Source organism: Arthrobacter sp. H5, assembly GCF_000520595.1.
Taxonomy (GTDB): domain Bacteria; phylum Actinomycetota; class Actinomycetes; order Actinomycetales; family Micrococcaceae; genus Arthrobacter_D.
In genome coordinates, this window is record NZ_KI914997.1 from 26,388 (window position 1) to 36,389 (window position 10,002).

Below are 10,002 nucleotides of genomic sequence, written 5' to 3' on the forward strand. Positions count from 1 at the left end.
CGGCCGCGAGCCGCGGTGGCAGTTCGCAGCACGGCGGGTCTTCGTTTGTGTCTCCCATGGCCGAGGGGCCAAAGACATGGCCCTCGGTGGGGTGGGATCGGCGAGAAGGGGAGGTCACTTTGTTGTGCCACCCACCAGAAAAAGGGCGCGTTGACGTGAAGAACATTGCTCATTACTCAGCCTCTTGCACCCCCCGCTGTTCTGTCCTTCCCCCGCCCCCGGGGTTATCCACAGCCGGTTCGGGGCCGTGCCCATTTTCCGGTAGGATTGACGAGTCTGTTGACGCACTCCCATCGAAATCTGTGGGATTGCCTGCTGGACCAACGCAAAAAGAACCTCCTGTTACGGAAAGACCGTGGCCGTTTAGCCCAGAGGAGGTGGGTTCACAAATGCGTGCATATGAATTGATGGTAATCATCGACCCCGATGTCGAGGAACGTACCGTTGAGCCAACACTCGAGAAGTTCCTTAATGTCGTGCGCAACGGCGAGGGAACCATTGACAAGGTGGACATCTGGGGACGCCGCCGCCTGGCTTACGAAATCAGGAAGAAGGCCGAGGGTTTCTACGCAGTAATCAACTTCACCGCCACTCCTGCGGTCGCTGCAGAGCTGGACCGCCAACTGAGCCTCAACGAGACGATCATGCGTACCAAGATCATCCGTCCCGAGGAGCAGAAGGTCTCCGCCGAGTAACTTCGGCTTCACCACCAACCAAACCGCTCCGGCGGATCAGTGACAGTAGGAGGCACCATGGCAGGCGAGACCACAATTACGGTCGTCGGTAATCTCACCAGCGACCCGGAACTGCGGTTTACCCCTTCAGGCTCGGCAGTGGCTAACTTCACCATTGCCTCGACGCCGCGGACCTTCGACCGCCAATCCAACGAATGGAAGGATGGCGAAACGCTGTTCCTCCGTGCTTCGGTTTGGCGTGAGGCGGCTGAAAATGTCGCGGAGACCCTCACTAAGGGCACCCGCGTTGTTGCACAGGGCCGGCTCAAGTCACGCACCTATGAAACAAAAGAAGGCGAAAAGCGCACCGTCATGGAACTAGAGGTGGATGAGATTGGTCCATCCCTGCGCTATGCCTCCGCCAAAGTCAACCGCACCCAGCGCTCAGGCGCCGGTGGTGGAGGGTTCGGCGGAGACAGCAGCGGCTCCGGTGGAGGCAACTCCAACCAGAACTGGGGCGGTGGCCAGCAGGGCCAGCAACCCGCCCAGCAGGATCCATGGGGCGCACCCGCCGGCGGAGGAAACTCTTCCGGGTGGGGAAACGGCCCGGATTCCTCCGAGCCTCCCTTCTAAAGGATGTGCCTCCCAACGGAGGCCCTCACCTGTAATTCCCATCCCGCAGAACCGTTCTGCGGGCTCCACGAAACATAAGGAGCACCACGATGGCTAAGGCTGAACTCCGTAAGCCCAAACCAAAGTCAAACCCCTTGAAGGCCGCTGACGTCACCGTCATCGACTACAAGGACGTAGCATTGCTGCGCAAGTTCATTTCCGATCGCGGAAAGATCCGTGCACGCCGCGTCACTGGCGTGACCGTGCAGGAACAGCGCAAAATCGCCCAGGCAATCAAGAATGCCCGCGAAGTAGCGCTTCTGCCCTATTCCGGCGCAGGCCGCGGTTAAGGGAGAGGACACAACTTATGGCAAAGCTAATTCTGACCCAGGAAGTAACCGGTCTCGGAGCCGCAGGCGACATCATCGAGGTAAAGAACGGTTACGCACGTAACTTCCTTCTGCCCCGTGGATTCGCTCTGACCTGGACCAAGGGCGGAGAGAAGCAGGTTGAATCCATCAAGGCGGCACGCGTTTCCCGCGAGCACGCTTCGTTGGAGGATGCGCAGAAGCAGGCAGCTGCTCTCTCCGCAAAGCCCGTTAAGCTCACCGTCAAGGCAGGCGAGTCCGGACGTCTGTTCGGCACCGTCAAGGCCGAGGATGTTGCAAAGGCTGTTGAGGCCGCTGGCCTCGGCAGCATCGACAGGCGCAAGGTCGAACTGCCAGCGCACATCAAGTCGGTTGGCTCTTACCAAGCCAACGTCCGTCTGCACGAGGACGTTTCCGCTGTGATCGACCTGGATGTCGTCGCAGCCCGCTAACTGTACTGGAAAGAGGGACCTTCACCGTCGGGTGGGGTCCCTCTTTTTGCGCTTAAGTGCCCTTTGCGCGCTTAGGTGCCGGAGTCCGGGTTGCCGGCGGCCGGTTTCGTCCCGGCGCTCCGCCCTGCTGCGTTCTCCCCATTTGCTCAGCGAAGCCTTCCCGCGACATGAATTCCTGAACCCGCTCCAAGGTGCTCAGCTGGCCGTCCGCCGCCTTATATTGATGCGGGGCATCCCCGGATGGGGCATTCCAGACTGAAGCAAGACTCTCGGGCTGATGGGCGGGCATAGACGATTGTTCCTGGACGTAGCGCTGCAGCGGTGTCGGCGGGACATATTGGTTCTGGAGCCGGTGCAGGTACGCCTCGGCCTCTGAGCCGGACGCGCTGTCGCGTCGCGAGATGTATGCCAGAGCCATTCCGATGAGCAGGACTGCTGTTATCAGGATGATCGGGATGAGGAGTGCGCTCATGCAGGATCAGTCCTCCCTGTGCATGTGGTTCTCGGTCACCATGTGAGTGCGGCCAAGGGTTATGAGTTCTTCAAGAACCGCGACGTCGACATCGTCGAGCTTGTTGACATAAAGGCAAGCTGTGCCGGTTCGGTGCTTTCCGAGTCTCTCCAGTAGATCGGTCGATCCGGGGGCATAGGTCAACCCGTACAGGGCCAGGTTGGCGCTCCGGGGCGAGAAGCCGACGGCGAGGGCATCTCCCTCCCGGCCGCTAGCGTACCTGTAGTGATAGCTTCCGAAACCGATCATTGTTGGTCCCCACATGACCGGATCCTTACCGGTCAGCCGACCCATGAGCCCGAGAAGGGTCTGCGCATCCCGCCGTCGCCTGTCGTTCGGGACCGCCGCGACGAATGCTTCCGCGGAGGTTGACGTAGGTTGGATCTTGTTTTGGGTCATGAGTGGAAGTATCGCAGGTTCGGATTGAGTGAGACCAGAGCCAATCCGGGATAACCTTCGATCAGAAAAGACATGCTTTACAGGAGGTACAAATGAAGTGTCCGATCGACCAGATTGAACTTGTGATGTCAGAGCGCAGCGGGGTGGAGATTGACTATTGTCCAACTTGCCGCGGGGTGTGGCTCGACCGTGGGGAGCTCGACAAGATATTGGACCGGGCCGCTGCCATAGCCGGCGCTTCCGTTCCGGAACGGCCCCACGCCCCAGCGGCGCCGCCGGTGGCACCGCAGCTTCCGTCTCCGTTGCTGAGCGAGACGCCGCGCTCCAGCGCGGGCGGATACAGGAAGTACGACGACGGCCGGTACGACCGCGGTCAACGGGACTTCGGAGACGAGCGCAGACGGGACGATGACCACCGCCAAAGTTATGACAAGTATGGGCGGAAGCCTTACCGCAAGAAGAAGGATAACTGGCTCGGCGAGATGTTTGACTTCTAAACATTCTATCCAAAGCATATTTTTACCAGTGTCTCGGTAAGGCTATGCCCGAGAGGCTATATAGGCCAGTCAGTACGTCCATAGTATGTGATGTGACTCACATCAATCGTTATCAAAACTGTGGATAGCGCGTGAATAACTCGGTCTCTATGGCCTCGATTCAGTTCTGTCAACACGCAACCAATGGGTGAACGTTGGGTGATAAAAACATCTACTCCACATGCTGTGCCATCGTCTTGCCTAGTCAGAGACCCTATTGGCGTAGAAGTATTTCTTTGTCCACATAGTTGTCCCCAACCTGTGCACAAGACACGCCGTTCAATCGTCTGTTTATCCACAGGGCCTGTGCGCAAGCCGCTTGGCATGTCCGTCCACGGGGACTAGCGTGACGGAGTATCCCAACACGCAAAAACGTCACCACCGGGTGATTGGATCAATTCTGTACAGCCCCGGTCTTGGCTATCCGCAGGTATTCTTCCCGCGGAGCTTCGGGGGTAGCTCAGGGAAGAAAGGGTGCGCAGTTGTCTTTGACGCACGCAGACTCATCGGAAGACATGCGTTCGCCGGAGTTCGCCCGCACTCCGCCGCAGGACCTGGTGGCTGAGCAATCGGTTCTAGGCGGCATGATGCTCTCCAAGGATGCAATTGCAGACTGCGTAGAGGTACTTAGAGGCGTTGATTTCTACCGCCCGGCGCACGAGGCCATTTTCGAGTCGATCATTGACCTCTACGGCAGGGGCGAGCCCGCGGATGCCGTGACGGTGTCGGACGAACTGACCAAACGCGGTGAGATCTCCCGCATCGGTGGGCCCGCCTACCTCCACACCCTGATCCAATCGGTCCCCACCGCAGCCAACGCAGGTTTCTATGCGGAGATCGTACGGGAGCGCGCGGTCCTCCGGCGCCTGGTGGATGCCGGCACCAAGATTGTCCAACTCGGCTACTCCAATGACGGCGAAGTGGATGACATTGTCAACGCCGCTCAGGCCGAGGTCTACGCGGTTGCTGAACGCCGCACAGCGGAGGACTATGTTCCGCTAAAGGACATCATCGAGGGCACGGTGGACGAGATCGAGTCCGCCGGTCACCGCGGTGAGGGCATGACGGGCGTTCCCACCGGGTTCTACGAGCTGGATGAGTTGACCCAGGGACTGCACGGCGGGCAGATGATCGTAGTGGCGGCGAGGCCGGCGATGGGGAAGGCACTGGCGGTGGATACTCCACTGCCCACTCCGGCGGGGTGGACCACCATGGGAGAGGTGCAGGTCGGCGAGTTGGTGCTAGCAGCCGATGGCACGCCGACTGAGGTCGTTGCAGCGACCGAGACCATGGGCGATCGACCCTGCTACGAAGTGACGTTTGACGACGGCGCGGTGCTTATCGCTGACGAAGAACACCAATGGTTGACTGACACCAGGGCATCCCGAAAGTCCGCTCGGTCGGCCGCAGTTGGGTACAACCGATCCCGCAGCCAGCGCATCTTTGCTGCCGTGCGCACCACCCGCGAAATCGCCGAGACACTCCGCTGCGCGACGAAAGACGCACGTCTGAACCATTCGGTGAAGAATACCCAACCACTGGTTCTTCGAGAGCAGGACCTTCCCGTGGGTCCGTATACGCTAGGAGCGTGGCTCGGCGACGGTCACTCCAAAGCGGCGAGAATTACTACTGCAGACGAAGAAATTCTGCTGCGGATTGGGGGCGAAGGATATGAGCTTGGTGTTGTTGCGGGAATTACCTATTCAGTTCGCCTCCCCGAGGTGTATCAGTTCAAGGGCGTGTGTCTCGTCTGCGGGATCGATTTCGTCAACAGAGTGCGTCACGTGCGCACGTGCTCGCGCACCTGTGGGTCACAGGTTGGTCGACTGTTCTTACCGGTCTCGAAAGCGACTTGCACTGACTGTGGGAGGCCCTGCAGTGGTGGGCTCCGCTGCATGCCGTGCAGAAATTTGAACGGGTCGTTGCAAGCCCGGCTGCGCACGCTCGGCGTGCTGGGGGATAAACACATCCCCATTGCCTATCTGCGAGGGAGCGAGGCTCAGCGCAGGGCCCTACTGGCTGGCTTACTAGACACGGACGGCACCGTTTCTTCCGTGGGCTGCATACAGTTTGCCGTGACAAATCGTCGTTTGGCGGAGGACACTCTTGAACTGATTCTGAGCCTTGGTTACCGCGCTGGATGGGCGGAGCGGGCTGTCCAGGGACGAAGTGAGCAGTCATCCACCTGCTTCATCATCACCTTCGCCACACAAGACGCCGTGTTCGGGCTGACCCGTAAGCAAATCTTGCATAAGGAGCGGGACCACCGACCCACGCCCAAGCGCACGCAACGCTTCATAAGCTCAGTTCGAAGGGTTGAATCAGTGCCCGTGCGCTGCATTCAGGTCGCCCATCCCGAGCACCTGTACCTGGCTGGAAAGTCGTTCGTCCCGACGCACAACTCAACGTTCGCGCTCGACTGGGCGCGGTCGGCCGCCATCAAGCACAACCTGACCACGGTCTTCTTCTCCTTGGAGATGGGCCGCAATGAGATCGCCATGCGTTTGTTGTCGGCAGAAGCAACCATCGGGCTCCAGGATCTCCGTAAGGGCACGATCAAGGACGAGCAGTGGGGCAAGATCGCCACCACCATGGGCAGGATGAATGATGCTCCGCTGTTTATCGATGACAGCCCCAACATGTCCCTCATGGAGATCCGTGCCAAGTGCCGCCGGTTGAAGCAGCGCCATGACCTGAAGCTTGTGGTCCTTGACTACCTGCAGCTCATGTCGTCCGGGAAACGCGTGGAGTCCCGGCAGCAGGAGGTTTCCGAGTTCTCCCGCGCGCTCAAGCTACTTGCCAAGGAACTCAACGTCCCCGTCGTCGCGCTTTCGCAGCTGAACCGTGGCTCGGAACAGCGGACGGACAAACGGCCCATGGTTTCCGACCTTCGTGAATCGGGTTCAATCGAACAGGATGCGGACATGGTGATCCTGCTCCACCGCGATGACGTCTACGACAAGGAGTCACCCCGCGCGGGGGAGGCCGACGTCATCGTGGCGAAGCACCGAAATGGACCCACCAAGACCATCGTCGTCGGTTTCCAGGGACACTACTCGCGGTTCAACAACATGGCGGCGGACAGCGGCGGATTCTAGGACCGTATCGGCTTGAGGCGCGATGTGGTAAGCATGGGCTTATGAGCCCACGCCTGAATATCACCGATGACAGCGCTGCTGATGAGTTGCTCTCATCGGACCCACTTGCGTTGCTTGTCGGCATGTTGCTGGACCAGCAGGTGGCCATGGAGACTGCGTTCGCCGGCCCCGCGAAGATCCGGGATCGCCTTGGCCGTTTTGACGCCGAAACTATCGCTGCACAGGAGCCCGACGCCTTCGTCGAGTTGTGCCGGACGCCCCCTGCCGTCCACCGTTATCCGGGGAACATGGCAGCACGAACCCAAAACCTGTGCCAGGCACTCATCGACAACTGGGACGGAGACGCGTCTGCGGTCTGGTCCCGTGGTAATCCCGACGGTGCCGAGGTTCTGGCCCGCCTCAAGGCCTTACCAGGATTCGGGGAGCAGAAGGCGAAGATCTTCCTCGCGCTCCTGGGCAAGCAGTACGGGTACGACGGCGCGGGCTGGCGCGAGTCCGCAGGTTCTTATGGGGAAGACGGCAGCTACCGGTCTGTGGCGGACATAGTTGACCCTGAATCCCTTGCGAAGGTCCGCGAAACCAAGCGCGCCGCAAAAGCCGCCGCCAAGTCGAAGAGCTGAAACCCTCAGTTCCGCGGAACCCACCGTTGGGCCAGGGCGGCTCCCACCGCATCAACTGAGGAGTTGAGTTGCTCCCGCGTGCCGGGAGCATATTCCTGGGAATCCATAGCCTGAACAGTGCTCCGTAGTTGGTCCTGGAGGGCACTACGCTGACTCGCCTGGGTGGCGCACCATCCAACCTCCTGCAGCAGCCGGAGAATTCTTTCCATCACGGTGGGATCTGACATACCGTAAAGCCGTGGCTGAGCAATCGCGAGGTCCAGAAATTCTGCGAAGTTCAGTTGGTGCAGGATCACACGGATCCGACCGGATTTGTCCCTGATGCACTGCGGACCAACGTCGCGCTGAGTCAACACGCACAGCAGCGCAGCGGAATGGCCCAGCACAAGCATTGCCGTTGTCGGATCATTGATTCCGGGAGACAGCGCCTTCGAAGCCACGTCCGTCAACTGGCGGAATCCAAAAGACACGTCCTCAACGACAGTTCGTTCATAATCAAGTGTCACAGCGTTCGCCAGGGAATCCGATAGTCGCCCGGCGTCGGGAGTCTCGGCGCTTAATGGCCAGGCCCTGGCAAAGGGGACGCCAGCCGTGACTGATGCACCCGGCTCCCGCTCAATGAGGATCACCACACCGTGCTCCTCGGCAATCTCCAGGAGTCGCTTGCTTTTAATGCCGACCATAAACCCCGAACCGCGGGATCTAATGAGGACCGGATTGTCGGTTGGCTCCACTGGTGCCGGCGAGAGACCGTTTCGCTCGGGGAAGACCCTGCGCAGCGCGGAATCGGTGTCGCGGTGCACTCGCTTCATCATCGTCTCGACTCGTATTTCCCGGGCCAGGTGGGCAAGAAAGAAAACAAGGCCAAGGACGCTGGCTATTGCCAGCACGAAAGCAAAGGTCACCGAAATGTGCGGCACGAACTCGCCGCCGCCGTCGTCGCCCGTTCTGACAGTCCGCAGAACCGTCAGCGCGTACGCAAACGTGCCAAGGAACAAGCCCAGGGTGGCGTGAACCGTGCGGTCTGCCGTGAACATGCGCAGTAGACGGGGGGAGAACTGGCTGCTTGCAAGTTGAAGGGTGACAACCGTCAGGGAAAAGGTCAGGGACGTTACGGTGATCAGCGACCCGGCGGTTGCCTGCAGGATGCTCCGCGCCGCGTCCGCGCCACCACCGATAAGGAAATTGGCGAGCGCGGGTGGGAGATCATCGCTCAATGCTTCGTCCAGCAGGGGCAGCGTAATACCGAGCCCCACAGCAACAACCACAGCAAGCGCGGGCAACGGCCATAATTTGGTTCGGACGGCGTCAACCAGGACCAGGCCCCTCCGCTGGCTCATAAGCACACCTCTGATTCTGTCCGCCACATTGGATCAGCGTAGTGCAGAGGCTGCAGCTACCCCCCTGCGACGGACTGGATGATCATCACCTCAGACCCGGGTGCCACCACGGTGTCCAGCCCGTCTGACCGCCGCACGTCCTCGCCGTCCACGTAGATGTTGACGTACCGACGGAGCGCGCCGGTCTCATCCCGGATTCGCCGCGCGAACACCGGCCGTCCCTCCGACAACGTGTCCAGCAGCACGGATACCGGCGCGGGTGACTCCAGATCAACCGATACCGAGGACCTGTCCCCGACAAGCGGCCGCAACAGCGTCGGAATCAGTACCGTGACCGAAGAACCCATCACGCACCGACGACGGCGGCACGCACGCAGAGCACGTCGGGCAAGTGGGACGCCACTTCGGTGAAGGTCGCACCCTCATCGGCGCTGGCATACACAGACCCGCCACGGGTTCCGAAGTACACCCCAACCGGCTCCGCCGTATCCACCCCGGCCGCATCCCGCAGCACCGCGTTGTACTCGGACGCTGGGAGGCCGACGTCCAGCCGCGCCCAGGAGGACCCGGCGTCGTCCGTGCGGTGGACCGCAAGCTTCGCATCCGGAGGGATGCGCTCACCGTCGGCCTTCAACGGAATGACCCACGCAGTGCCGGTCCGCCGCGGATGCGACAGCATCACGAATCCGAAGTCCGCCGGGAGTCCCTCGGCGATGGACTCCCAGGTGTCGGCGCCGTCGTCGGACCGGTACACACCGTGGTGGTTCTGCGCATACAGTCGGTTCGCGTCCACTGAGTCGCGGGCGATCTTGTGGACGCACTGGCCGAACTCGGGGTTCGGGTCCGGCATGAAGTACGCCGAGATTCCCTTGTTGCGGGGCTCCCAGGACGCGCCGCCGTCGTTGGACCGGTAGACACCGCCCGTGCTCATCGCAACGTGGACCGTGTCATCCACCGGGCTCGGAATCACCGAGTGCGCGGCTGCACCCCCAAAACCGGCTCCCCATTCGGAGCGGTGCGGGTGGTCCCATAGGCCTCGGTTCAGCTCGAAGTGTTGGCCTCCGTCGGTCGATTTCCATACCGAAATGGGCTCGCAGCCCGCCCAGACCACGCCCGGCCGGTCTTCCGAATCAGGCTGGAGCTGCCAGATGCGGGCGAGGGCGGTGTCGTCTGATTCGCCGAATTTGATAGCGCCCTGTTCTGGCTCGGACCAGGTGGCGCCGAGGTCATCCGAGTAGACCACGGTGGGACCCCAGTGCCAGTCCATCATTCCCACCAGCAGGCGCGTTCGTGCGCCCCGTGTGTCGATGCCAATGCTGGGAATTTCAGACATCAGGTGGTGCGGCTTGGACAGGTTCCACGTTTGACGGTCCTCGCTGGTGGCCAGCCACA

12 protein-coding genes are annotated in these 10,002 nt (G+C 60.9%); 7 read left to right on the forward strand and 5 right to left on the reverse strand.

The window, feature by feature from the left end:
- Positions 1–389: 389 nt before the first annotated feature.
- The 4 genes from rpsF (at position 390) to rplI (ending at position 2,106) form a co-directional block, all read left to right on the forward strand.
- Positions 390–695 carry a 30S ribosomal protein S6 gene (gene rpsF / locus Y708_RS0111875; protein WP_028280103.1) on the forward strand — a complete coding sequence of 102 codons (306 nt, stop codon included), beginning with the start codon at positions 390–392 and terminating at the stop codon, positions 693–695.
- A 57-nt stretch (positions 696–752) separates the two neighbouring features.
- Positions 753–1,307, forward strand: coding sequence for a single-stranded DNA-binding protein (locus Y708_RS0111880; RefSeq protein ID WP_028280104.1), 555 nt, complete (start codon positions 753–755; stop codon positions 1,305–1,307).
- An 89-nt stretch (positions 1,308–1,396) separates the two neighbouring features.
- Positions 1,397–1,636: a 30S ribosomal protein S18 gene (gene rpsR, locus Y708_RS0111885; protein ID WP_005273147.1), complete on the forward strand. Its 240-nt coding sequence runs from the start codon at positions 1,397–1,399 to the stop codon at positions 1,634–1,636.
- Between the two features lie 17 nt (positions 1,637–1,653).
- The gene (rplI, locus tag Y708_RS0111890; RefSeq protein WP_028280105.1) at positions 1,654–2,106 is read left to right on the forward strand and encodes a 50S ribosomal protein L9; all 453 of its coding nucleotides are present in this window, start codon (positions 1,654–1,656) and stop codon (positions 2,104–2,106) included.
- 52 nt (positions 2,107–2,158) lie between these two features.
- Here the strand turns inward: rplI and Y708_RS0111895 are convergent, their stop codons facing one another.
- Both Y708_RS0111895 and Y708_RS0111900 read right to left on the reverse strand, forming a co-directional pair.
- Positions 2,159–2,578 (reverse strand): hypothetical protein, encoded by a 420-nt coding sequence (locus tag Y708_RS0111895; RefSeq protein WP_028280106.1) that lies wholly within the window; start codon positions 2,576–2,578, stop codon positions 2,159–2,161.
- Positions 2,579–2,584: 6 nt separating this feature from the next.
- A complete protein-coding gene (locus Y708_RS0111900) occupies positions 2,585–3,016 on the reverse strand; it encodes a DUF1801 domain-containing protein (RefSeq protein WP_028280107.1) in 432 nt (143 codons plus the stop codon).
- A gap of 92 nt (positions 3,017–3,108) precedes the next feature.
- On the opposite strand from Y708_RS0111900, the gene Y708_RS0111905 reads away from it, so the two are divergent.
- The 3 genes from Y708_RS0111905 (at position 3,109) to Y708_RS0111915 (ending at position 7,270) form a co-directional block, all read left to right on the forward strand.
- Positions 3,109–3,513: a TFIIB-type zinc ribbon-containing protein gene (locus Y708_RS0111905; RefSeq protein WP_028280108.1), complete on the forward strand. Its 405-nt coding sequence runs from the start codon at positions 3,109–3,111 to the stop codon at positions 3,511–3,513.
- Between the two features lie 554 nt (positions 3,514–4,067).
- Positions 4,068–6,650, forward strand: a complete 2,583-nt coding sequence (gene dnaB, locus Y708_RS0111910; protein ID WP_035776153.1) for a replicative DNA helicase — start codon at positions 4,068–4,070, stop codon at positions 6,648–6,650.
- A gap of 41 nt (positions 6,651–6,691) precedes the next feature.
- A complete protein-coding gene (locus Y708_RS0111915; protein WP_028280110.1) occupies positions 6,692–7,270 on the forward strand; it encodes an HhH-GPD-type base excision DNA repair protein in 579 nt (192 codons plus the stop codon).
- Positions 7,271–7,275: 5 nt separating this feature from the next.
- Here the strand turns inward: Y708_RS0111915 and Y708_RS0111920 are convergent, their stop codons facing one another.
- The 3 genes from Y708_RS0111920 to Y708_RS24630 all read right to left on the reverse strand — a co-directional run.
- Positions 7,276–8,610: a DUF2254 domain-containing protein gene (locus Y708_RS0111920; protein WP_035776155.1), complete on the reverse strand. Its 1,335-nt coding sequence runs from the start codon at positions 8,608–8,610 to the stop codon at positions 7,276–7,278.
- A gap of 56 nt (positions 8,611–8,666) precedes the next feature.
- On the reverse strand, positions 8,667–8,957 hold the full coding sequence (locus tag Y708_RS0111925) for a MoaD/ThiS family protein (RefSeq protein ID WP_028280112.1): 291 nt from the start codon (positions 8,955–8,957) through the stop codon (positions 8,667–8,669).
- Positions 8,957–10,002 (reverse strand): WD40/YVTN/BNR-like repeat-containing protein (locus Y708_RS24630; RefSeq protein ID WP_035776157.1); only part of this gene is annotated, 1,046 nt, incomplete at its 5' end. The genes Y708_RS24630 and Y708_RS0111925, both read right to left, overlap by 1 nt.

Excerpts from the sequence above, each read along its gene's own strand:
- rpsF (WP_028280103.1), top strand. The coding sequence starts at position 390 with ATGCGTGCATATGAATTGATGGTAATCATCGACCCCGATGTCGAGGAA.
- Y708_RS0111880 (WP_028280104.1), top strand. The coding sequence starts at position 753 with ATGGCAGGCGAGACCACAATTACGGTCGTCGGTAATCTCACCAGCGAC.
- rpsR (WP_005273147.1), top strand. The coding sequence starts at position 1,397 with ATGGCTAAGGCTGAACTCCGTAAGCCCAAACCAAAGTCAAACCCCTTG.
- rplI (WP_028280105.1), top strand. The coding sequence starts at position 1,654 with ATGGCAAAGCTAATTCTGACCCAGGAAGTAACCGGTCTCGGAGCCGCA.
- Y708_RS0111895 (WP_028280106.1), bottom strand. The coding sequence starts at position 2,578 with ATGAGCGCACTCCTCATCCCGATCATCCTGATAACAGCAGTCCTGCTC.
- Y708_RS0111900 (WP_028280107.1), bottom strand. The coding sequence starts at position 3,016 with ATGACCCAAAACAAGATCCAACCTACGTCAACCTCCGCGGAAGCATTC.
- Y708_RS0111905 (WP_028280108.1), top strand. The coding sequence starts at position 3,109 with ATGAAGTGTCCGATCGACCAGATTGAACTTGTGATGTCAGAGCGCAGC.
- dnaB (WP_035776153.1), top strand. The coding sequence starts at position 4,068 with ATGCGTTCGCCGGAGTTCGCCCGCACTCCGCCGCAGGACCTGGTGGCT.
- Y708_RS0111915 (WP_028280110.1), top strand. The coding sequence starts at position 6,692 with ATGAGCCCACGCCTGAATATCACCGATGACAGCGCTGCTGATGAGTTG.
- Y708_RS0111920 (WP_035776155.1), bottom strand. The coding sequence starts at position 8,610 with ATGAGCCAGCGGAGGGGCCTGGTCCTGGTTGACGCCGTCCGAACCAAA.
- Y708_RS0111925 (WP_028280112.1), bottom strand. The coding sequence starts at position 8,957 with ATGGGTTCTTCGGTCACGGTACTGATTCCGACGCTGTTGCGGCCGCTT.